Below are 22,978 nucleotides of genomic sequence, written 5' to 3'. Positions count from 1 at the left end.
TCAGCGAGCAGCTGCGCTTTGGCGTTGCTCGTCAAAACCCAGCGCGGCTGAGATCTCGCTGGCCGTGGACTGCAGTTTGTTGGCCCAGCTTTCTTCCAGGCGGTCGGCCGGTGCCGAGACCGAGAGGCCGGCCACCAGGCGCCCCTGGTCGTCGTAAATGCCGGCAGCCATGCAGCGCACGCCGAGCTCCAGCTCTTCGTTGTCGCGCGCCACGCCGTACTGGCGGGTTTTGGACAGCTCACGCTCCAGCACGGCCAGGTTGGTGATGCTGTTCTTGGTGTTGCCTGCCAGGCCGGTGCGCATGGCGTAGGCGCGTACGCGCTCGGGCTCGTCGGCGGCCAGGAAAAGCTTGCCGGTGCTTGTCAAATGCAGTGGCGCGTGGCCGCCAATGGCGCGCACCACCTGCATGCCCGAGCGCTCGGAAAAACTGCGCTCCACGTACACGATCTCGTCGCCCTGGCGCATGCTCAGGTTGATGGCCTGCTGCGTGGCCAAATGCAAGCGGCGCATGGGTTGCAAGGCCACTTCGCGCACGTTGATGCGGGCCTTCACCAGGTTACCCAGCTCCAGCAGGCGCATGCCCAGGCGGTAGCTGCCCGATTCGGGGCGGTCGACAAAGCGGCCGATCGTCAGGTCGTTCAGGATGCGGTGCGTGGTGGAGGGGTGCAGGCCGGTGAGTTCGCTCAGCTCTTTGAGCGACACCGCCTCCTCGCGCGAGGCGAGCACGTCCAGCAGCGTGAACATGCGCTCCAGCACTTGCACACTGGGTTTGGCGGCGATGTCGGGTTGGGGTTTGGTCATGCGGTGGCTGGCGTTCAGATGGTAAAAAACTGGTGTTGGTGGCTTATGGTGCAAGCAGCTCAAGCTGCAGAATGTATAGCAAAACTGCCGGCTTGCCAGCGCTGGTCCAGATAGACCTCGTAGGGCTGGTAATCGGCCTTGTATTGCATCTTGCGGCTGGCGGCTATCCAGTAGCCCAAATAGAGGTAGGGCAGGCCCATGGTGCGGCACTGGGCAATCTGCCAGAGCACGTTGTAGGTGCCGTAGCTGGCGTGTGCCTCGGGCTCGTAGAAGGTGTAGACGGCGGACAAGCCGTCGTTGAGGATGTCGATGATCGACACCATCTTCAGTGCGCCGGGTTGCTGCGGGTTGCCGCTGGGTGCGCGGAACTCCACCAGGCGGCTGTTGACGCGGCTTTGCAGCATGAACTGTGAGTACTGCTCGATGCTGTCTTCATCCATGCCGCCGCCGGTGTGGCGTGCCGCCTGGTAGCGCAGGTAGAGCTCGTAATGCTCGCGCAGAAAACCCAGTGGCAGCACGCGCACTTCCAGGTCTTGGTGTGCCTTGAGCGCGCGGCGCTGGTGGCGCTTGGGCTTGAACTCGTGCGCGTTCACGCGCAGCGGCACGCAGGCTTGGCAGCCATCGCAATAAGGGCGGTAGGTGAACAGGCCGCTGCGGCGAAAACCTTGTTGGATCAGCTCCGAATACACCTCGTTCTGGATGGCGTGGCTGGGCGTGGCCACCTGCGAGCGCGCCATGCGCTCTTCGAGGTAGCTGCAAGGGTAGGGCGCTGTCGCATAAAACTGCAGGGTCTGCAGGGGCAGTTCGTTGAGCCTACTCATCCGTTGGTGGAGATGTCATTTCAGATAGTGGGATTATGTCAGCCCAATCGCTGGCTGCAAACTCCCAGCGCATGGCGGGCTGCTCTATTTGCTGCGCGACCGTGGCGACAAACTGCTGGCGCGGTATTTCGGCGGCGCCCATGAAGGCCAGGTGGCCGGTGTTTTGCTGGCAGTCGATCATGGGCGCGCCTTCGCGCCGGCACAGCGCTACCAGGGCGGCCAAGGCGATTTTCGAGCCGTTGCTGATGGTGGTGAACATGGATTCGCCAAACACTGCCCGGCCAATGGCAACGCAATACAGACCGGCCACCATTTGGTCGTGCAGCCACACTTCCACGCTGTGCGCAAAGCCGTCGCGGTGCAGCTCGGTGTAGGCGGCCTGGATATCGTCCACGATCCAAGTGCCGTCCTGGCCGTCACGCCGGATCTGGCTGCAGGCGGCAATCACGCCGGCAAAGTTGCTGTCGATGCGCAGCGCAAAGCCGGGCAGGGCGGTGGCTTTGCGAATAGCTTGTTTGAGCGAGCGGTGCAGGCGGAACTGCGCGGGCTGCAGCACCATGCGCGGATCGGTGGACCACCACAGAATCGGCGAATCGCCGCTGTACCAGGGAAAAATGCCTTGGCGATAGGCTTGCTGCAGGTGGGCGCTGTCGAGCATGCCGCCCGCTGCCAGCAGGCCGGGGTGAGGCGTTTGCGGGCCCCAGGCTTTTTCTACCGGGGGAAACGGGTCTTCTGGCTCCAGCCAGGTCAAGGGCGGCAATGGGCGCGTCAAGTCGGCTTCTTTCGATTGACAAAGTTTCACCCTGCATTGTGCGGGAGATGCGCGGATGACAGAGGCAACTGGTTTTTGGCCTACACCGGCGCGGCGGCGCTTGCGGCATCGTAGCAATCAAGCTGTCGGCTACCGCAGGCAGTGGCGGGCGATTTGTCACCGAGGAGGATGCCATGATGTTTAACAAGGGCAAGGGCCGCTTCTCTGATCCCAAGCACATTCGGCGTGCGCGTGCTTACCTGGAAGAGGCGCGCATGGCCATGCTTGAGCACTCGATTGCAGCCGAGCACTACCAGGCCATGACGGCAATGTATGCCCAGCGAGTGCAGCGGCTGGAGCGCGATATTGCAGCCTGGGAGGCGGGTGAGTCGGTGCCGGCGCAGCCACTGCGCTCTGCTCCTGAGGCTGCTGTTGTCGAGCCTGTGGCTGCCGCCAAGCCGCGGGCCAGCACCTCGGGCATTGTGATGCCCATGCCTGGTGGCGAGCAGCCGCCCGATCCGCGCCGTGCGGCATAAGTGTCAAATGTTGGGGCAAAGAAAAAACCCATCAATCGGGGATTGATGGGTTTTGAGTGGCTCCTCAACCTGGGCTCGAACCAGGGACCTACGGATTAACAGTCCGGCGCTCTACCAACTGAGCTATTGAGGAATGTTGGTATCAAATTTTTTGCGGCGCTTTGTACAATTGCAAAGCACCAAGCTTTTGGCTCCTCAACCTGGGCTCGAACCAGGGACCTACGGATTAACAGTCCGGCGCTCTACCAACTGAGCTATTGAGGAATGTTGGTATCAAATTTTTTGCGGCGCTTTGTACAATTGCAAAGCACCAAGCTTTTGGCTCCTCAACCTGGGCTCGAACCAGGGACCTACGGATTAACAGTCCGGCGCTCTACCAACTGAGCTATTGAGGAATGTTGGTATCAAATTTTTTGCGGCGCTTTGTACAATTGCAAAGCACCAAGCTTTTGGCTCCTCAACCTGGGCTCGAACCAGGGACCTACGGATTAACAGTCCGGCGCTCTACCAACTGAGCTATTGAGGAACAAGACCGCAATTATAGAACGAAAATTTGGCTTCAAAAAGTGAAGCAGACTTTTTTTGCCATTTAGGCCTCGGCGGCCTGCTTGACGGGCTCGGGGCGGCACCACAACCAGGCCAAGACGCAGGCCATGCAGCCGATCGACACGGCCTTGGCCCAGGCAGGCGCTGGCACCAGCAGCATGACGATGGCACACACCGCCATGGTGACCGAAGCGCTCCATTTGGCGCGGCGGCTGACAAAGCCGCCCGCTGCCCAGTTGCGCAACATGCCGCCAAACAGCTTGTGCCGCCACAGCCAGCCATGCAAGCGGGCCGAGCTGCGGGCTGCGCAAGCGCCGGCAATCAGCACGAACACCGTGGTGGGCAGGCCGGGTACAAAAATCCCCACAATGCCCAGGCCCAGGCTCAGCAGCGCACACAGCAGCAGCGCCCAGCGCAGCAGCGGGCTGCGGATGGGGCAGTACACCGGCGTCAGCTCGGAGGCGGCGACAGCGGGGAGACTGGCTTGGGGCGGATGGGGCTCGGGCATGGCGGGCAGTATTTTGCCTGGGCAGGCTAATCTGTGACTTGATGCTGGTCAAGTGCGCTGGTGGCGCGGCGCTGGCCGGAGCGCGCTACCATGCGCGCATGGCGATATATCCAATCTTGAAAATGGGCGATGCCCGCTTGCTGCGCACCGCGCAGCCGGTGACCGAGTTCGACACCGATGCTTTGCACCAGCTGGTGCAGGATTTGCTCGACACCATGCGCGATGCCAACGGCGCCGGCCTGGCGGCGCCGCAGATCGGGGTGGATTTGCAGGTGGTGTTTTTTGGCAGCCACGAGCGCAACCCGCGCTACCCGGACCGCCCCCTGGTGCCGCCCACGGTGCTGATCAACCCGGTGATCACGCCTTTGTCCGACGAAGAAGAGAACGACTGGGAAGGCTGTTTGTCCGTGCCCGGCATGCGTGGCCTGGTACCGCGCTGGAGCAAGATCCGCTACACCGGCTTTGACCAATGGGGCGACCCGATCGATCGCATTGCCGAAGGCTTCCACGCTCGCGTCGTGCAGCACGAATGCGACCACCTCTGGGGCAAGCTGTACCCCATGCGCGTGCGCGACTTCCGCCAGTTCGGCTTTACCGAGGTGCTTTTCCCCGATATCAATGCGGCGGAAGACGATTGAGCGCGCAGGGGCAGCCGTTTACCGACTGCCCATCAAGCTTGGGCGCCGCTGCCTGGCGTCTTGTCCGCCAGCGCCCACAGCAACTCCGTCTCGATCGCAATCTGGCTGATATTGTTTTGCAGCTCCGGGCCTTGCAGCAGGAAAGTGTCTTCCACGCGCTCGCCCAGGGTGCTGATCTTGGCTAGCTCCACGCTCAGTTGGTGGCGGGCCAGAATGCGGGCCACGGTGTAGAGCAGGCCGGCGCGGTCGGCGGCAGAGATGGATAGCAGCCAGCGCTGGCCTTTGTCGTCCGGCCGCAGCAGCACGCGCGGAGCCACCGGGAAGCTCTTGACGCGGCGTGACACGCGGCGCTGCATGGGCTCGGGCAGCGGCTTGGCTTCGGCCAGCACGCGGCACAGATCGCTCTCCACCAGGTTGATCAGCTCGCGGTAGCTTTGCGGCGCGGTGGTGGCGATCACCTGGAAAGTATCGAGCGCGTGGCGGTTCAAGGCCGTGTGCACGCGTGCGTCCAGAATGGAGAAGCCGGCGCGGTCGAAATAACTGCAGATGCGCGCAAACAGATCGGGCTGGTCGGGCGCATACACCATCACCTGCAAGCCTTCGCCGGCCAGCGATTGGCGGGCGCGCACAATCGGCGTGGTGCTGCCCACGTAGCGCGACAAGTGGCGCGTATGCCAGGCAATATCAGCCGCCTCGTGGCGCATGAAATAGTCCACGCCCAGCGTGTCCCACAGCGCTTTCTGCGATTCGTGCGGTTGTGCGGACAATGCCAGCAGCACCATCGCCTCGCGCTTGCGGGTTTCCACTTGCGCGGCCAGATCGGGGGCGCGGCCGCCCAGCACGCGCAAAGTGGCGCGGTACAAATCTTCCAGCAGCTTGCCTTTCCAGGCGTTCCACACCTTGGGGCTGGTGCCGCGAATATCGGCCACGGTCAGCAGGTAAAGCGCGGTCAAATAGCGCTCGTTGCCCACGCGCTGGGCAAAGGCGGTGATCACATCCGGGTCCGAGGTGTCCTGCTTTTGCGCCACCTGGCTCATCGTCAAATGCTCTTGCACCAAAAAGGTGACCAGCTGCGTGTCCTCTTTGCTCACCTGGTGCTCGCGGCAAAAGCGGCGCAGCTCGGCAGCGCCAATCTCCGAATGGTCGCCGCCACGGCCCTTGCCAATATCGTGGAACAGCGCGGCCAAGTACAGCAGCCAAGGCTTGTCCCAGCCGGCGGCCAGCTGCGAGCAGAACGGGTACTCGTGCGCGTGCTCGGCCATGAAAAAGCGCCGCACATTGCGCAGCACCATCAGAATATGCTGGTCCACCGTGTAGACGTGGAACAGGTCGTGCTGCATCTGGCCGACGATGCGGCGGAAAGGCCAGAGATAGCGCCCCAGCACCGAGGTCTGGTTCATCAGCCGCATCGCGTGGGTGATGCCGCGCGGCTGCTGCAAAATCTGCATGAAGGTGGCGCGGTTCACCGGGTCCTGGCGGAAGCTGGCGTTCATCAGCGTGCGCGCGTGGTAGAGCGCACGGAAGGTGCGGGCCGACAAATCCTTCAGCCCCGGCTCGGTTTCGTAGAGCAAAAAGGTGCGCAAAATCGCGTGCGGGTTGCGCTGGTAGACCTCGTCGTCGGCCACCTCGATCATGCCGGCCTTCTCGTAAAACTCGTCGTCAATGCGGTGCAGCGCGTGGCTGGCCGGGTGCAGGCGCTCGTCCATATTGAGCAGCAGAATCTGCGTCAGCTGCGCCACTGCTTTGGCGGCCCAGTAATAGTGCTTCATCAGCTCTTCGCTGGCACGTTTGGGGAAGCGCTGGCCGCTCGGCGTTTCGGTCTTGAAGCCAAAAGACTCGGCCACAGCCGTCTGCAGATCGAACACGAGCCGGTCCTCGCGCCGCTTGGCCACAATGTGCAGGCGCGCGCGGATCAGGCTGAGCAAATCCTCATTGCGCTGCAGGTTGCGCACCTCGTAATCGGTCGCCAGGCCGTTGGCGGCCAGGGCTTTCCAGCTGTCACCCAGGCCGGTGGCGCGGCCCAGCCAGATCACCAGCTGCAGATCGCGCAGACCGCCGGGCGACTCCTTGCAATTGGGCTCCAACGCGTAGGCGGTGTTTTCGTACTTGTTGTGGCGCTGCTGCATCTCCAGCACCTTGGCCACCACAAAGGCCTGCGGGCTGATGGCTCGCTCCAGCGCTTGCTGAAACTGTTGGTAAAGCGGCTGCGCACCGGTGATACAGCGTGATTCGAGCAGCGCGGTCTGCACCGTCACATCCGCCTCGGCCTCGGTAATGCACTGCGCGATGGTGCGCACGCTTGAGCCAATCTCCAGCCCCGCGTCCCAGCACGAGCCGATGAACTGCTCGATTTGGGTGCGCAGCGTGGCATCGCTGTCCAAATCGGTGCCTGCGGGCAGCAGCAGCAGCACGTCAATATCCGAGTGCGGGAACAGCGTGCCCCGGCCAAAACCACCCACCGCCACCAGGCTCAGGCTGCCGGGCAATTGCGCGCATTGCCACAAATCGCACAGCAGCCCATCGGCCAGGTGCGATAGCTTGCGCAGCTGGCCCTGGATGCCGCGGGTGCTGGTGCCGCCCGCCATGATGGCGTCAAACACGGCCGCGCGCCGGGCCTGGTACTGCTCGCGCAGCGACGAAATACGGGGATCGTTCATGGTGCAATTCAGAGCTGTCGCTGGCAGTGTGCCATAGCAGGAAAACAGCGCGCAGCTATAAGCAGTTTTTGTGCCAAGTGCACCAGTTGGGGGCGTGGCACGCCCGGGGGTGCTTTGCGGAATCGTGGGTGGGTTATCTGCGGTTTGTGCAGAAGTTAGTGGGGCGGTGTTCAACTGGCGTTGTGCAAATTGCTTGCTGCAGCTGGCCGGGTCTCGCCCCGGCAGGCGACCGACTTTCTTGCTGCACGTCCGGTGTGCCGGCCCAGAAGAAAGTAAGCAAAGAAACGTGCCCTACATCCAGCGTCCCCGAAAGCTTCGCGAGGCGAATCTTTCGCGGCAACCTGCGCTGGCTGAAAGGGGTTGTGGGACATCCTCAACAGCCAACAGCCGGTAAACGCTACGGTGCCGTTGGGCTTTGGGTGCAGACGTAAAAAAGCGACCCGCAGGTCGCTTTGTTGGGCTGGCGCTCAGTGCTTGCTGGGGCTTAGCACTTGGTCGTCGTCACAAAATCGGGCAGGGCGGGCGAGCCTTCGGACAGGGTCAGCACCTCGTAGCCGGTATCGGTCACCAGCACTTCCAGCTCCCATTGGGCCGACAGGCTGTGGTCCTTGGTGATGACGGTCCAGCCGTCGCTGCCCAGATCCTTGATGTCCTTCTTGCCCAGGTTCAGCATGGGTTCGATGGTGAAGATCATGCCGGTCTTCAGCTCCACGCCGGTGCCGGGGCGGCCGTAGTGCAGCACCTGGGGCTCGTCGTGGAACACCTTGCCGATGCCGTGGCCGCAATACTCGCGCACCACCGACAGGCCATTGCCTTCGGCAAACTTCTGGATCGCGTGGCCGATATCGCCCAGGTGGGCGCCGTTTTTGACCTGCTGAATGCCGTGCCACATGGCCTCGTAGGTCAGCTTGCACAGGCGCTTGCCGGCGATGGTGCCGTCGCCGATGACGAACATGCGGCTGTTGTCGCCAAAATAGCCTTCGGGCGTGATGATGGTCACGTCCACGTTGACGATGTCGCCCTTCTTCAAAGGCTTGTCATTGGGAATGCCGTGGCAGACCACGTGGTTCACCGAGGTGCAGACATAGGCCGGGTAGGGCGTCATGCCCGGTGGCTGGTAGCCGATGCAGGCGGACTTGGTGCCTTGCTTTTCCATGGCCTCGGCGCACAGCAGATCGATCTGCTTGGTGGTGATGCCGGGCTGGATGTGGGGGGTGATGTAGTCCAAAACCTCCGAGGCCAGGCGGCCTGCGATGCGCATCTGGGCAATGTCTTCTTCGGTATTGATTTTGATAGTCATAGCGGGCAATTATCCCACCGCCCCGATTGGCATGTTGGCCGCACGGCTACCGGGTGGGGGCAGGCACAGTAGAATCCCGGGTTAACCCACCCCTTGACCTGCTTGCCACGGCCCGCCCGTGGCGGTGGCCAAGGCGCATGTGTGCTTTTCTCCATCCTCCTAGATCCACATAGGCTGCCACGTGACACTGCACCTGACCCAGCTCGCCGGCGGAAACGCCCTCAGCTCCTTCCGCGCCCAACAACTGCTGACCGCATTGACGGCGATCCATCCAAAAATAACGGGCATTGCTGCCCGTTTTGTGCATCTGGTGGCTACCGACAAGCCCCTCAGCGCTGCCCAAGCCGAGCGCGTGGCTGCCTTGCTCACCTATGGCGACCCGTTTGAAGGCAAGGACGAAGGCCAGGCTTTTGTGGTCACACCCCGCATGGGCACCATCTCGCCCTGGGCCTCCAAGGCCACCGACATTGCGCGCAACTGCGGCCTCGATGTGTTCCGTGTTGAGCGCATCACCGAATACCGCGTCAGCCTCAAATCCGGCCTGCTGGGCGGCACGCCTGAGCTGAACGCCGAGCAAACCGCGCAAATTGCCGCCTTGCTGCACGACCGCATGACCGAATCGGTCTTCGCCACCCGTGCCGAGGCTGAGCAACTGTTCTCCGCGCTGCAAGCTGCACCGATGGAGTTTGTCGACGTGCTGGGCGGTGGCCGCGCAGCGCTGGAAAAAGCCAACAAGCAGTGGGGCTTGGCGCTGGCCGATGATGAGATTGATTACCTCGTCAACGCTTTCAATGGCTTGAAGCGCAACCCGACCGATGTGGAGCTGATGATGTTCGCGCAGGCCAACTCCGAGCACTGCCGCCACAAAATCTTCAACGCCAACTTCACCATTGACGGCGTGGCGCAAGACAAATCGCTGTTCGGCATGATCCGCAACACCGAAGCCGTCTCGCCCCAGCATACCGTGGTGGCTTACTCCGACAACGCCTCCATCATGGAAGGCCACCAGGTCGAGCGCTTTGTGGCGCAGTTCAACGCCAATGGCGGCGAAGCCGTCTCGCCCAGCTACCAAAAAACCAGCGCCACCAACCATGTGCTGATGAAGGTGGAAACGCACAACCACCCCACGGCCATCTCGCCTTTCCCTGGCGCTTCCACTGGCAATGGCGGCGAAATCCGCGACGAAGGCGCCACTGGCCGCGGCTCCAAGCCCAAGGCCGGCCTGACGGGCTTCACCGTCTCCAAACTTTGGGGCAGCGAAGTGGGCAAGCCCGAGCACATTGCCAGCCCGCTGCAAATCATGATCGAAGGCCCGCTGGGCGGCGCCGCTTTCAACAACGAATTCGGCCGCCCGAGCCTGACGGGTTACTTCCGCGAATACGAACAGCAAGTGGGTGACATCACCCGCGGCTACCACAAGCCCATCATGATCGCTGGCGGTCTGGGCGTGATCGACGCTGAGCAGACCAAGAAAATTCTCTTCCCCGCCGGCACCTTGCTGATCCAGCTGGGCGGCCCCGGCATGCGCATCGGCATGGGCGGCGGCGCGGCCAGTTCCATGGCCAGCGGCACCAACGCAGCTGAACTGGATTTTGACTCGGTCCAGCGCGGCAACCCCGAGATTGAGCGCCGTGCGCAAGAAGTCATCAACCACTGCTGGCAGCAGGGCGAGAAGAACCCGATTCTGGCCATCCACGACGTGGGTGCGGGCGGCCTGTCCAACGCCTTCCCCGAGCTGACCAACGACGCAGGCCGTGGCGCACGTTTCGATCTGCGCAAGGTCAACCTCGAAGAGTCAGGCCTGGCGCCAAAGGAAATTTGGTCCAACGAATCGCAAGAGCGCTACGTGCTGGCGATTGCCCCTGAGTCGCTGGCCGAGTTCACCGCATTCTGCGAGCGCGAGCGCTGCCCGTTTGCCGTCATCGGCACCGCCACCGAAGAGCGCGAGCTGGTGTTGGAAGACACGGCCGTCGCCTCGGGCGACCAGAAATTCCCGGTTGACATGCCGATGAACGTGCTGCTGGGCAAACCGCCCAAAATGCACAAAGACGTGAAGACCGTGCAGCGCGAGCTGCCCGCGATCGACCTGACCGGCGTACCGCTGGAAAAAGCCGTGATCGAAGTGCTGGCGCACCCCACCGTGGCCTCCAAGCGCTTCCTCATCACCATTGGCGACCGCGCCGTGGGCGGCCTCACGCACCGCGACCAGATGGTCGGCCCCTGGCAAGTGCCGGTGGCCGATGTGGCCGTCACGCTGGCCGATTACAAAGGCTTTGCCGGCGAGGCCATGGCCATGGGCGAGCGCACGCCGCTGGCTGCCATCAACGCGCCTGCATCGGGCCGCATGGCCGTGGCCGAAGCCATTACCAACATGCTGGCGGCGCCCATCGAGCTGAGCAAGGTAAAAATGTCCGCCAACTGGATGGCCGCTTGCGGCGAAGCCGGTGAAGACGCGGCGCTCTACGCCACCGTCAAGGCCGTGGGCATGGAACTGTGCCCGGCGCTGAACATCTCCATTCCCGTGGGCAAAGACAGCTTGTCCATGCGCACGCAATGGGCTGAGAACGGCGTCACCAAAAAGGTCACCTCGCCCGTCAGCCTGATCATCACCGGCTTTGCCAGCATCGACGACGTGCGCAGCACGCTCACTCCGCAGCTCAACGCCAGCGAAGACGACACCACCCTGGTGCTGGTCGATCTGGCACGCGGCAAGATGCGCATGGGCGGCTCCATCCTGGGCCAGGTGCTGAACCAAAGTGGCAACGAAACGCCGGATCTGGACCAGGCGCAAGACCTGATCGCTCTGGTTGACGCTGTCAACGCCTTGCGCGCCAAGGGCCAGATTCTGGCCTACCACGACAAGGGCGACGGCGGCCTGCTGGCCACCGTGGCCGAAATGGCCTTTGCCGGCCATGTGGGCGTAGCGCTGAACGTGGACATGCTCGTCACCGAAGGCGACGGCATCAGCGACAGCCGCATGGACAGCGGCGAAGGCAAGAACTGGGGCGAACAAGTGGCCGGCCGCCGCGAAGACCTGACCCTGCGCGCGCTCTTCAACGAAGAGCTGGGCGCCGTGCTGCAAATCAAAACCGCCGACCGCGATGCCGTCATGCAAACCCTGCGCGAACACGGCCTGGCCACCTGCAGCCACATCATCGGCAAAACCCGCCCCGAATCGTCTGCCATGGACATGGGCAAGGGCGAGCTGCAAGTGTGGCGCGACGCCAAGAAGGTATTCGGCGCTACGCTGAGCGACCTGCACCAGGTCTGGGATGCCGTGAGCTGGAAGATTGCCCAGCAGCGCGACAACCCCGCCTGCGCCGACAGCGAACACGCTGCCGCCGGCGTGCCCGCCGATCCTGGCATGCACCTGCACCTCACGTTCGACCCGCAAGACAACGTGGCTGCGCCCTTCATCAACGTGGCTGCCAAGCCCCGGGTGGCTGTGCTGCGCGAGCAGGGCGTGAACTCGCACGTGGAAATGGCTTACGCCTTTACCGAAGCCGGCTTTGAAGCGGTAGACGTGCACATGACCGACCTGCAAACCGGCCGCGCCCAGCTCAAGAACTTCGCAGGCGTTGTGGCTTGCGGCGGCTTCAGCTACGGCGACACCCTGGGTGCCGGCATCGGTTGGGCACGCTCCATCACCTTCAACGACCGTCTGTCGGCCGAGTTCCAACAGTTCTTTGGCCGCAGTGACACCTTCGGCCTGGGCGTCTGCAACGGCTGCCAGATGTTTGCCGAGCTGGCCGACATCATCCCCGGCGCGCAAGACTGGCCGCGCTTCACGCAAAACCAGAGCAACCGCTTTGAAGCGCGTCTGAGCATGGTCGAAGTGCTCGAATCGCCCAGCCTGTTCCTGCAAGGCATGGCCGGCTCGCGCCTGCCCATCGCGGTGGCGCACGGCGAGGGCTACGCCAACTTCAAGTTCCGCGGCAACCAAGACAAGGTGCTGGGCGCCATGCGCTACGTGGACAACCACGGCCAGCCCACCGAGCAATACCCGTTCAACCCCAACGGCTCAGCCGGCGGCCTGACCGCCGTCACCACGGCCGACGGCCGCTTTACCGCGATGATGCCGCACCCCGAGCGCGTCTTCCGCAACGTGCAGATGAGCTGGACCTCGGGCGACAAGTCCGAATTCAGCCCCTGGATGCGCGTGTGGCGCAACGCTCGCAAGTGGTTGGGATAAGCAAGGTTTAACCCGTGTTGCGCACGGGCTAGGCGACTGGCTTCCCACGCTCAAGCCCTGCAGAGGTTGCTCTGTGGGGCTTTTTTGTTGTTTGCTGACGCTTGCTGGATGTGTTTTAACTGGCGTTGGTGGCATTGCAAACGCCAGTTAAAACACAAGCCTCCCTCGGCATCTGCGCGAAGTGCAGCCTTGCTCGTAGAGATAGCAGTGGCCGCCGCTGCGCGACCGCAATAAACCCAGCGGCCAGCAAAAAGCCTAACGCCAGCTAAAACACAGAGCACCAGCTTGCGCTCCAGCGCCAACCGCAAGCAGGCTGCGTCAGCCGCGTTACGGCTCTCAACTCAGCGCCGCATCAATCGGCTGGTTCTCCAGCGCTTGCAGATACTGCTGCAAGCTGTTTTGCAGGGCCTGCGCATAGTCCGGGTGGTCGACGATGCGCACGTGCGGAATCCAGTAGCGCAAGGTGGGCAGCAGTTGCTCGGGGTGGCGCACTTCGGTGGTGACGACCAGGTGGTTGCTCAGTTCGCGCACTATGCGTTGGTGCGGCAGTTGTTGGCGGCGGCGGAAGTAGTCCATGGCCAGGCCGCTGACGTGCAGGGTGACGGTGGTTTTGGGGCCGAACCAGATGCCGTCGCTGTGCTCAATTTCTTGCACCAGCTCGGGCTTGGGCGCAAACGCGGTGTCGCCCACCAGCACGTGGCTGCATTGCGAAAGTGCAAAGGCTTTGAGCTTGCCGGCCTCGGCGGCGGCCAGGTACCAGATGCCTTGCTGGTTGACCAGGCGGTAGGGCTCCAGCGTGCGGGTTTTGCCGCGGTAGCGCAGGTGGCAGAGCAGGCGCTTTTGCACGGCTTCGTCGAGGCGGGCCACGTCATTGCGGTCCACGCCTTCCATCTCGGAGGCCGGGCCGCGGAACAGGTAGCTGGATTCGTCTTCGGGTGCGTCGACCTGCTGGGTCAGGCGCATCAGCATGTTGCCGGGGAAGAGCTCTTGCATGTCGAGCAGCTCGAACAAGCTGTTCAGGTGCTTGGGCTGCAGCTTTTGGCGCAGGTGCGGCTTGAGCTGGTAGCGGTAGTCTTCGGTGGTTTCGATCCAGCCTTCCAGGCGCTCGAGATCGCGAAAGATGGTGCGCTCGCTCACGCTGAACTCGGCTATCAGCGCCTCGCGCTGCAATTGCTCGCCGGCATACAGGCGGCGAATCAGTTCCGCCAGACGGGCGGAGAGTTTTTTGCTGGTGTCGGAAGCCATACAAGCCGATAAGTGATGTTTGGCGCGGATTGTAAGAGCAAAAATGCCGATTAAGCGCTGGCGTATTTATTTTATCGATCAACTGATTCTGATAATAAAAAATGGCAGCGGTTAAATGTTGGCTGACATTTCCTGTCAGTCCCCATTTTTACGATTTCAGGCATTGTGACTGCTGTGAATGCCGTGAAGAATAAATTTGCCAAATACGCTGCTGGAGACGCTTTTTATGTGGTGCGCAGCGAGAGCACCTGCCTGGCAGGCGTGGATGCCTTGTTTCAGCGCTGGGTAACCACCGGCTTGGTAGGCGAGAGCCTGGTGTTCTGCGCTGCCGACTTGCGTGGTGCCAGCCCGCAGGCCGTGCTGCAACTGGCCGCGCAGCACCCGCAGGTGCAAGACGCCAGGCAGCTGCGCTTGCTGCAGCAAGAGGGTTTTGTGGTGGTGCAGTTCAACTTTATCCATTTGCTGGGCGCTCAACCGGCACTGCCACACCCTGTCAGTCAGCCCTGATAGCATCGGCACCGCTGCGAAAACTGGTATTTTTAATAATGCGCTTTATAAACGCCTTGGGTGATTTTTTTACTGAAATAGTTGCTGAAATTAGGGCTTGAAAAATATTTAAAGGCTTGGCGGCTGGTGATTTTTCGGCAAATGCTGAAAATCAACTCTCTGCTGTCGCTGGTTGGACAGAGTTTTGCCACCGTAGGCTGTATGGATGGCTAATGGGCGCGCGCCCAAAGGTGGCCAAAGCGCGGTATCTGCATTGTGTATGTTGGCCTCTCAGTGAGCGCTTGCCTGCATTAAAACTGCGCGGCGCTTTTTTAAGTTTTGTTGCATCTGGCGCTCACGGTTCAATGGTAGGCTTTCGCGCTATTGCTGCCTGGGCAGCGCATAAGCAAAACCGGAGGGAGGCCAGGTGTCGCGTGTACTAGCAACCGAAGCAGAGGTGTTGGCTTTGTCGCCCGATGCTGCTTCGTCCAAGGCCGCCAAGGGGCTGCAATCGCCGGGCAAATGGCCCAGCCTGGGCTGCAACGAGCAGGCGGCCTGGGGCGAATGCCAGGGCAGCGGCAGCAAGCCTTACCAGACCCAGGTGGATCTGAGCGGGCCGTCTTTCAAATGCTCGTGCCCAAGCCGCAAGTTCCCCTGCAAGCATGGCCTGGCTTTGATGCTGCTGCGCGCCGCCGGCCAGGTGAGCGAAGGCGCCGAGCCGCCCGAATGGGTGAGCAGCTGGCTGGGCAGCCGCCAAGAAAAAGCCGAGAAAAAAGAGGCCAAAGCCGCCGCCTTGGCCGCCGCGCCGCCGCCCGATCCCGAGGTGCTGGCCAAGCAACAGGCCAAGCGCGAAGACAAGCGCTGGGACAAGGTTGCGGCCGGCATGCAAGAGCTCTCGCTGTGGATGCAAGACATGGTGCGCAACGGCCTGGCCAACCAGTCCGGCGACCGCCAGGCGCGCCAGCATTGGGCCAATATGGCCGCCCGCATGGTGGATGCGCAGGCCACCGGCATGGCCGCCCGCATCAAAGAAGCCTGGGAGCTGGTGGACAGCCACCCGCAGTGGGCGCGCGATCTGCTCGTGCAACTGGGCCACTGGCAATTGCTGGTGGACGCGGTGGAGCGGCGCGATGCGCTCAGCCCCAAACTCAAGGCCAATGTCATGGCCGCGCTGGGCTGGCCCATGGACAAGGCCGAGGTGCAAGCCCAAGGCGAGGCTCTGGCCGACGAATGGCTGGTGGTGGGCCTGCGCATGATCGAGCGCGAAGGCCGGCTGACCGAGCGCCGTGTCTGGCTGCAAGGCTTGCAAAGCGGGCGCGTGGCGCTGCTGCTCGATTACGCCCAGGGCGGGCGCGGTTTTGAAACGGCCTGGGTGCCGGGCCAGAGCTACCGCGCCCAGTTGCATTTTTATCCCGGCCAGGCCGCGCTGCGAGCCATTGCCGCCAACGGTGCTGAGCTGCTGGATGCCGCACAGGCCCTGCTTTTGAGCGCTACGGCCTGGGCCGATTCGCTGCAGCACTTGAGCCAGCGCATTGCCGGCAACCCCTTGCAAGCTGTGCAGCCGCTGTGGTGTGGCCAGGCGCGTTTGCAGTTTGCCGATGGCCAATGGCTGGCCTTGTGGCCGCAAGGGGCCGAGCAGTGGGCACCTGTGCCGCTGGCCATTGCCGAAGAGCAGGCCTGGCAGTTGCAAGCCTTGAGCGGCGGCGCGCCCATGGCCTTGTTTGGCGAATGGGAGCCGGGCCCGCAGATAGGGCGCTGGCGCTTGCTCAGCGCTTGGCAAAGCACGGAATCAGGCACAGGCTGGGCGCAGGCCTGGCAAAACCCGGGAGAGCTGTCATGAGCAATGCCAATGTGTGGGCGGCTTTGCAGCAGTCCAGCCTGGTCGGCGCCGAGCGCTTGGCTGTGCCCAGTATTTTTACGACAGGCGTAGACAGCACCGCGCCTGCCACGCAACAAGCCGTGCAAACGGCGCTGCAACAACCGGCAGCATCCACCGCGGCGCAAGTGCTGCGTGCCAGCGCGGTAGCGGCCGTGTTGGAGCGCGCTGGCTGGGTGCCGGGTGCGCAAGTGGTGTTGCGTGCGCCGCTAATGCCGCCCAGCACGCCTGCGGCCGAATCGCGCAGCGCACCGCAAGACGAGCGCTTGCTGGCGCTGCTGCGCGAGCTGTTGCAAGAGGGCCCGCAAGAGCTGCTGGCGCCCAGCTTTGCCACCTTGGACCAGGCCGGTTTGCGCTTGCCGCATGCCTTGCTGGTGGACGCTTTGAACCAGGGCCGCCAGTCCGTTGATCTGCGTGCGTGGTTGACGCCGGTGCTCGGCGAGCGCGGCCGTTGGCTGGCCACCCAAAACCCGCAGTGGGCCTATGCCAGCGGTGTGCAAGAAACCGCCAATGCCGAGCAGATCTGGCAAGAAGGTTCGCTGGAGCAGCGCGTGGCTTTGTTGGCGAGCGAGCGCGAGAGCGACCCGGCAGCGGCTCGCATACGCTTGGAAAACAGCTTGAAAGAGCTCAACGCCAAAGAGCGCGCACCCATGGTGCAGAGCTTGGAAACCGGCTTGTCGCTGGCCGACGAGCCGCTGCTGGAAAAGCTGCTGAGCGACCGCAGCAAGGAAGTGCGCGAGAGCGCCGCCCGCCTGCTGTCGGTCTTGCCGGACAGCGCGCACAGCCAGCGCATTAGCACCTGGCTGCAAGCCATGCTGAGCCAGGATGCCAAGGGCGAATGGCAGATTGAGCCGCCCGAAGAAGGTAATAAAGACTGGGAGCGCGATGGCATCACGCTGCAGCCGCCGGCCTACATCAAAGGCGTGAAAGCCTGGTGGCTGGAGCAGTTGGTGGAGATGGCGCCCATCAGTTTTTGGCTGCAGCAACTGGGAAAAACGCCTGAGCAGCTCTGGGAGTGGAGCCGCCGCAGCGACTGGAAAACCGCGCTGCGCCAAGGTTGGCTGGCCGCGCTGCGCACGCAGCACGATGTGCGCTGGCTGCCGCTGCTGCAAGGCATGGAGCGCGATGCGCGGGCCGAATCACTGCTGCCCGCCTTGCTCTCGCAGCTGAGTGCCGAGCAGCGCGATGCGCTGTGGCTGGCGCAGTTGCAGCAGACCAAGGGCGCGCTGATCGACGCCATCAACCGCATAGACAGCCATTTGTCGGAGACCGAAACGCTGTCGCCCGCCTTGTCGGAAACCTTGGTTGATGCCTTGCACCAGGCGCTGGGCGGCAAGCAAGTGGTGGGCAGTTGGCACAGCTGGCAGGCCGACCAGGCCATGCTCGCTTGCGCCCGCAATTTGCACACTGCCAGTTTGCCGCGCTTTGCACAGTTGTGGCGCACGGCCAAGGCGGCCGAGCTCAGCCCGGCGCCTGAGCAAGATGCTGCCGGCATTGCGCTCACGCCCGAGCAGGAGAACAAGCTGCAACGCGCCCGTCTGCGCCCCTGGGACGACGAGCGCGTGCTGGCACCGCTCAACCGCATTGTCGATTTGCGCCTGGCCTTGCAGGCCGCCACCCAACCCTGAAGCCCCCCGTTTTTTACGCATACCACCGAAAGCACACCATGAGCCAAGTACTACGCCAGCACGCCGAACAGCAATTTGCCGACGAACTCGACGCCCTGCAAAAGGCGGACGACCGCCCGCGCCCGCCCAACTGGAAGCTCTCGCCCTGGGCGGTGCTGCAATACTTGATGGGCGGCCAACTGAGCAACGGCTTTGAGGTGAGCGCCAAATACATCGGCAACCCGCGCCTGATGGAGATTGCCGTTTCCACCTTGGCCACCGACCGCGCACTGCTGCTGTACGGCGTGCCGGGCACGGCCAAATCCTGGGTGTCCGAGCATTTGTCGGCTGCAGTCAGCGGCGATTCGACCATGCTCATCCAGGGCACGGCCGGCACCAGCGAAGAGCAGCTGCGCTACGGCTGGAACTACGCGCAACTGCTGGCGCATGGCCCGTCGGAAAAAGCGCTGATCCCCAGCCCGCTGGTGCATGCCATGCGCCTGGGGAAAATCGCCCGTATCGAAGAGCTCACGCGCATCCCCGCCGATGTGCAAGACACTTTGATCACAGTGTTGTCGGAAAAAACACTGCCCGTGCCTGAGCTGTCTACCGAGTTCCAGGCGGTGCAGGGCTTCTCTGTGATTGCCACCGCCAACAACCGCGACAAGGGCGTGAACGAGCTCTCCAGCGCTTTGAAGCGCCGCTTCAACACCGTGGTGCTGCCGGTGCCGGCTTCGCAAGACGAAGAGGTGCAGATTGTCACCAAGCGCGTCAGCGAGCAAAGCCGGGCGCTGCAATTGCCGGCCGAGCCGCCAGCGTTGCAGGAAGTGCGCCGCGTGGTGCAGATCTTCCGCGAGCTGCGCAACGGCCAGACCGAAGACGGCAAGACGGTGCGCGTCAAATCACCCAGCTCCACGCTGTCGACTGCCGAGGCCATATCGGTGATCAACAGTGGCATGGCCTTGGCTGGCCATTTTGGCGACGGCGTGCTGCGTGCTGGTGATGTGGCTTCGGGTTTGCTCGGCGCTGTTATCAAAGACCCGGTGCAAGACACCGTGGTGTGGAAGGAATACCTGGAAACCGTGGTCAAAGAGCGCGCCGACTGGAAAGACCTGTACCGCGCCTGCCGCGAGCAGCTGTAAAGCCTGCGCCTTTTGTGATTGCTGACTTAGCCCATGGCCACTTCTGCTGATTCGATCCACTTTTTTGGCATTCGCCACCACGGGCCGGGCTGCGCGCGCAGCCTGCTGCAAGCGCTGGAGCAATTGCAGCCCGATTGCCTGCTGGTAGAAGGTCCGCCCGAAGGCGAGGCGCTGCTGCCGGTGCTGCAAAGCGCCGAGCTGCGGCCGCCGGTGGCCATGCTCGTCTACATGCAGGACGAGCCGAGCCAGGCCGCTTTCTACCCGTTTGCCGAGTTCTCGCCCGAGTGGCAAGCCCTGCAATGGGCCAGCCGCCAAGGCGTGGCGACGCGCTTTATCGACTTGCCGCAAACCCACGCCATGGCGCTGGATTGGGCGCGGCGCGAGGCCTTGAAAAAGACCATTGCCGCCGAAGCCGAAACAGATGCCGAAGAGGGCGCTGGCGACAAGGACAGCGAGCCCGCTGAGGCGCAGGTGGTAGAAGCCACAGTGCCGGAAACTGCAGCGGCAGAACTCGCTGAGGCCGCAGGTGATGCCGCGCCCAGCGACAACGCAGACACCGCCACTGACAGCAGCGACCTCGCCATGCCCAGCCACCGCGATCCGCTCGACTGGCTGGCGCACGCCGCCGGTTTTGACGATGGCGAAAGCTGGTGGAACCGCCTGGTGGAAGAGCGCGGCGACAGCGAAGCGCTGTTCGAGAGCATCAGCGAAGCCATGGCGGCAGTGCGCGGCGAGCTGGCCAAAGACGGCGAGCACTGGCGCGGCCCAGCCTATGTGCAGCGTGAGGCCATGCGCGAAGCGCACATGCGCCAATGCATCCGCGAAGCGAGCAAGGCCGGCTACCAGCGCATTGCGGTGGTGTGTGGCGCCTGGCACGTGCCGGCTTTGAAAGAATCCGTCACTGCCAAGGCCGACAACGCTTTGCTCAAAGGCTTGCCCAAGGCCAAGGTGCTGGCCACCTGGGCGCCGTGGACTTACCGCAATTTGGCCAGCAGCAGCGGCTATGGTGCAGGCGTTACATCGCCAGGCTGGTACGAGCATTTGTGGCGCTGCTACCAACGTGCGGCAGTCGAAACTGCGGTAGCCGATGCGTCCGCAGAGCAGGGCGAGCCCCAGCCTGCCGCAGCGCAGAAATACCCGGTCAGCGCGGCCACTTTGCGTACGGCTGGCTGGTTGACGCGGGTGGCGCATCTGCTGCGCGAGAAAGACCTGGATTGCTCCAGCGCCCACATCATCGAGGCCACGCGCTTGTCCGAAAGCCTGGCGGCTTTGCGCGGCCAGCCCACGCCAAGCCTGGAAGAGATCAACGAGGCCATCGTCACCGTGGTCTGCATGGGCGAGACTGCGCCGCTGCGTTTGATTGACGAAGAGCTCACCGTTGGCCATGTGCTGGGCGCCGTGCCGGCCGATGTGCCGCAAGTGCCTTTGCAGCGCGATATTGAGCAGCAGCAAAAATCGCTGCGCATGAAGCCCGAGGCTGCCAGCAAGTTGCTGGCGCTGGATTTGCGCAAGGACACCGATCTGGCGCGCAGCCACTTTTTGCACCGGCTGCGCCTGCTTGGCATTGGCTGGGGCGTGCGGGCGGCCGATGCGCAGCGCAACCGCGGCACCTTCCGCGAAAGCTGGCAGATGCAGTGGGAGCCCGAGCTGGCGGTGCGCATTATCGAAGCCAGTGTGCATGGTGCCACCGTGGCGCAGGCCGCCACGGCCAAGCTGCGCGCCAGCATGACGGCCGAGACTGCCTTGCCCGAGATTGCGCAGGCGATAGACGACGCACTGTTGGCCGATCTGCCGCAATTGGTCGAAGCCTTGATTGCCACCTTGGCCGAGCGCGCCGCTACTACGGGCGATGTGGCGCAACTGCTGCAAGCCTTGCCGCCGCTGGCCAATGTGTACCGCTACGGCAGCGTGCGGCAAACCGATACTGCGCTGCTGGCCACGGTGATTGATTCGCTGGTTTTGCGCGCCGCCATCGGCCTGCCCGTGGCTTGCATGGCAATGGACGAAGACGCCGCCGCGGCCATGAAGCTCAAGGTACTGGCCGCGCACGATGCGCTGCGCTTGCGCAGTGGCGAAGGCGAGGCGCAAGAGGCCGTCAACGCCTGGCGTGCAGCGCTGCGCAGCTTGGCGGTGGGCGATGCGGCGGCGGCTTTGTTGCGCGGCATGGCTTGCCGTTTGCTGCTCGACGAGCATCTGCTGGAGAGCACCGAGGTGGTGCAGCAGTTCAACCGCAATCTCTCGCTGGGCGCAGCGCCCATGGATGTGGCCGCCTGGCTGGACGGTTTTCTGAACCAGCAGGCGCTGGTGCTGATGCACGACGAGGCGATCTGGGGCGCGGTCGACGCCTGGCTCACCGGCCTGGGCGAGGTGCAATTTGCGCAGATTCTGCCGCTGGTGCGGCGCAGTTTTGCCAACTTCAGCAACCACGAACGCCAAAGCCTGGGCGAGAAAGCCAAGCGCGCACCGGTCGCCGGTGGCGCGGCTGTGGTGGCCGTTGCCAGTGATGACCAGGATTCGCCTTGGGACGAGCAGCGTGCTGCGCTGGCCTTGCCTGTGCTCAATGCCCTGCTGGGCCTGAACTTGCCGCCAACACTGATGGAGCAGGCACACACAATGCCTGCCGGGGACACACCATGAACACCAAGGCCAACCCTGTCAATGACGCCGCAGCAGACAACGAAGCTGCGGCGCTAACCGACGAGCTGCAACCGACCTCGCGCCTGCAGCGCTGGCGCCTGGTGCTGGGCAGCCCGGCAGATGCAAGCTGCGGCGGCGTGAGCGGCCGCCTGCAAGAGATGGACCAGGCGCTGGCCGCTTTGTATGAGCCGGACCAGCAGCTGACTTCGCGCAAAGGCGGACGCGGTAATTCGTCGCCCTCGGTGGCGCGCTGGCTGGGCGATATTCGCAAGTATTTCCCGAGCCAGGTGGTGCAGGTTTTGCAGCGCGACGCGATGGAGCGCCTGAAGCTGCGAGAGCTGTTGCTGCAGCCCGAGATGCTGGAGAACGTGCAGCCCGATGTGCACCTGGTGGCGGATCTGATTTCGCTGGGCTCGGTCATCCCGCAAAACACCAAGGCCACGGCGCGCCTGGTGGTGCGCAAGGTGGTGGACGAGCTGATGAAAAAGCTCGAAGAGCCCATGCGCTCTGCCGTGGCCGGTGCGCTGGATCGCAGCCAGCGCAACCGCCGTCCGCGCCACGCCGAGATCGACTGGAACCGCACCATCCGCGCCAATCTGCGCCATTGGCAGCCCGAGTACAAAACCATCGTGCCGCAGACGCTGATCGGCTACGGCCGCAAGGCTCGCCGCCCGCAGCGCGAGGTAATTTTGTGCATAGACCAAAGCGGCTCCATGGCCAATTCGGTGGTGTATTCGAGCATCTTCGGCGCGGTAATGGCCAGCCTGCCGGCGGTGGCAACCAAGCTGGTGGTGTTTGATACGGCGGTGGTCGATTTGACGGAAAAGCTGGACGACCCGGTCGATGTGCTGTTTGGCGTGCAACTGGGCGGTGGCACCGATATCAATGGCGCCGTTGGCTACTGCCAGAGCCTGATCAGCGAGCCGCGCAACACTATCCTGGTGCTGATCTCCGATTTGTACGAAGGCGGCGTGGAATCAGGCTTGCTGCGCCGCGCCAACGAGTTGGTGGAATCGGGCGTGCAGTTCATCACCTTGCTGGCGCTCAGCGACGAGGGCGCGCCTTCTTACGACGCCGAGCTCGCCGCCAAGCTGGCGGCGCTGGGCGTGCCGTCTTTCGCTTGTACGCCAGATGCTTTTCCGCAGTTGATGGCAGCCGCTATTCGGCGCGACGATGTGGCATCGTGGGCCGCCACGCAGGGCTTCAAAACCAGCAAGTAGGGCTGCCGGTAAATC

The 22,978-nt window shown here is 63.3% G+C and carries 16 protein-coding genes and 4 tRNA genes; 9 read left to right on the top strand and 11 right to left on the bottom strand.

Annotated elements, in window-relative coordinates:
* From ACFIQF_RS14665 to aat, 3 genes are read right to left on the bottom strand one after another with little or no spacing between them, the layout of a single operon-like run.
* The gene (locus ACFIQF_RS14665; RefSeq protein WP_393943958.1) at positions 1 to 801 is read right to left on the bottom strand and encodes an IclR family transcriptional regulator; all 801 of its coding nucleotides are present in this window, start codon (positions 799 to 801) and stop codon (positions 1 to 3) included.
* A gap of 59 nt (positions 802 to 860) precedes the next feature.
* Positions 861 to 1,622: an arginyltransferase gene (locus ACFIQF_RS14660; protein ID WP_393943957.1), complete on the bottom strand. Its 762-nt coding sequence runs from the start codon at positions 1,620 to 1,622 to the stop codon at positions 861 to 863.
* Positions 1,615 to 2,394, bottom strand: a complete 780-nt coding sequence (gene aat / locus ACFIQF_RS14655; protein WP_393943955.1) for a leucyl/phenylalanyl-tRNA--protein transferase — start codon at positions 2,392 to 2,394, stop codon at positions 1,615 to 1,617. Before aat ends, ACFIQF_RS14660 begins: the two co-directional genes overlap by 8 nt.
* A 173-nt stretch (positions 2,395 to 2,567) precedes the next feature.
* On the opposite strand from aat, the gene ACFIQF_RS14650 reads away from it, so the two are divergent.
* On the top strand, positions 2,568 to 2,909 hold the full coding sequence (locus ACFIQF_RS14650) for a hypothetical protein (protein ID WP_393943954.1): 342 nt from the start codon (positions 2,568 to 2,570) through the stop codon (positions 2,907 to 2,909).
* Positions 2,910 to 2,966: 57 nt separating this feature from the next.
* Here the strand turns inward: ACFIQF_RS14650 and ACFIQF_RS14645 are convergent.
* From ACFIQF_RS14645 to ACFIQF_RS14625, 5 genes are all read right to left on the bottom strand, one after another.
* A tRNA-Asn gene (locus tag ACFIQF_RS14645) sits at positions 2,967 to 3,042 on the bottom strand.
* Positions 3,043 to 3,097: 55 nt separating this feature from the next.
* Positions 3,098 to 3,173 (bottom strand) — tRNA-Asn (locus ACFIQF_RS14640).
* Positions 3,174 to 3,228: 55 nt separating this feature from the next.
* Positions 3,229 to 3,304, bottom strand: a tRNA-Asn gene (locus ACFIQF_RS14635).
* Between the two features lie 55 nt (positions 3,305 to 3,359).
* A tRNA-Asn gene (locus ACFIQF_RS14630) sits at positions 3,360 to 3,435 on the bottom strand.
* 63 nt (positions 3,436 to 3,498) lie between these two features.
* On the bottom strand, positions 3,499 to 3,963 hold the full coding sequence (locus tag ACFIQF_RS14625; protein WP_393943952.1) for a YbaN family protein: 465 nt from the start codon (positions 3,961 to 3,963) through the stop codon (positions 3,499 to 3,501).
* Positions 3,964 to 4,061: 98 nt separating this feature from the next.
* Between ACFIQF_RS14625 and def the strand changes: the two genes are divergently transcribed.
* Entirely contained in the window at positions 4,062 to 4,601 is a 540-nt protein-coding gene (def, locus tag ACFIQF_RS14620; protein ID WP_393943951.1) for a peptide deformylase, read from the top strand.
* Between the two features lie 32 nt (positions 4,602 to 4,633).
* Here the strand turns inward: def and ACFIQF_RS14615 are convergent, their stop codons facing one another.
* Positions 4,634 to 7,258, bottom strand: coding sequence for a [protein-PII] uridylyltransferase (locus ACFIQF_RS14615; protein ID WP_393943949.1), 2,625 nt, complete (start codon positions 7,256 to 7,258; stop codon positions 4,634 to 4,636).
* Between the two features lie 484 nt (positions 7,259 to 7,742).
* Positions 7,743 to 8,558 carry a type I methionyl aminopeptidase gene (gene map, locus ACFIQF_RS14610; protein WP_393943947.1) on the bottom strand — a complete coding sequence of 272 codons (816 nt, stop codon included), beginning with the start codon at positions 8,556 to 8,558 and terminating at the stop codon, positions 7,743 to 7,745.
* Positions 8,559 to 8,739: 181 nt separating this feature from the next.
* Here map and purL point away from each other — a divergent pair, with 181 nt between their 5' ends.
* A complete protein-coding gene (gene purL / locus ACFIQF_RS14605; RefSeq protein ID WP_393943946.1) occupies positions 8,740 to 12,750 on the top strand; it encodes a phosphoribosylformylglycinamidine synthase in 4,011 nt (1,336 codons plus the stop codon).
* Positions 12,751 to 13,086: 336 nt separating this feature from the next.
* On the opposite strand, the gene ACFIQF_RS14600 is transcribed toward purL, so the two are convergent.
* Positions 13,087 to 13,995, bottom strand: a complete 909-nt coding sequence (locus ACFIQF_RS14600) for a helix-turn-helix transcriptional regulator (RefSeq protein WP_393943944.1) — start codon at positions 13,993 to 13,995, stop codon at positions 13,087 to 13,089.
* Between the two features lie 183 nt (positions 13,996 to 14,178).
* Between ACFIQF_RS14600 and ACFIQF_RS14595 the strand changes: the two genes are divergently transcribed.
* From ACFIQF_RS14595 to ACFIQF_RS14570, 6 genes are all read left to right on the top strand, one after another.
* On the top strand, positions 14,179 to 14,502 hold the full coding sequence (locus ACFIQF_RS14595; RefSeq protein WP_393943942.1) for a hypothetical protein: 324 nt from the start codon (positions 14,179 to 14,181) through the stop codon (positions 14,500 to 14,502).
* 406 nt (positions 14,503 to 14,908) lie between these two features.
* A complete protein-coding gene (locus ACFIQF_RS14590; RefSeq protein ID WP_393943940.1) occupies positions 14,909 to 16,321 on the top strand; it encodes an SWIM zinc finger family protein in 1,413 nt (470 codons plus the stop codon).
* Positions 16,318 to 17,985: a DUF5691 domain-containing protein gene (locus ACFIQF_RS14585; protein WP_393943938.1), complete on the top strand. Its 1,668-nt coding sequence runs from the start codon at positions 16,318 to 16,320 to the stop codon at positions 17,983 to 17,985. Before ACFIQF_RS14590 ends, ACFIQF_RS14585 begins: the two co-directional genes overlap by 4 nt.
* A gap of 38 nt (positions 17,986 to 18,023) precedes the next feature.
* Positions 18,024 to 19,106 (top strand): ATP-binding protein, encoded by a 1,083-nt coding sequence (locus ACFIQF_RS14580; RefSeq protein ID WP_393943936.1) that lies wholly within the window; start codon positions 18,024 to 18,026, stop codon positions 19,104 to 19,106.
* 33 nt (positions 19,107 to 19,139) lie between these two features.
* The gene (locus tag ACFIQF_RS14575; protein ID WP_393943934.1) at positions 19,140 to 21,743 is read left to right on the top strand and encodes a DUF5682 family protein; all 2,604 of its coding nucleotides are present in this window, start codon (positions 19,140 to 19,142) and stop codon (positions 21,741 to 21,743) included.
* The gene (locus ACFIQF_RS14570; protein WP_393943932.1) at positions 21,740 to 22,963 is read left to right on the top strand and encodes a VWA domain-containing protein; all 1,224 of its coding nucleotides are present in this window, start codon (positions 21,740 to 21,742) and stop codon (positions 22,961 to 22,963) included. Before ACFIQF_RS14575 ends, ACFIQF_RS14570 begins: the two co-directional genes overlap by 4 nt.
* Positions 22,964 to 22,978 lie beyond the last annotated feature (15 nt).

It is taken from the genome of Comamonas trifloxystrobinivorans, from assembly GCF_043359985.1.
Lineage (GTDB): Bacteria > Pseudomonadota > Gammaproteobacteria > Burkholderiales > Burkholderiaceae_C > Comamonas > Comamonas trifloxystrobinivorans.
This window is presented reverse-complemented; position numbering and strand designations above follow the sequence as displayed.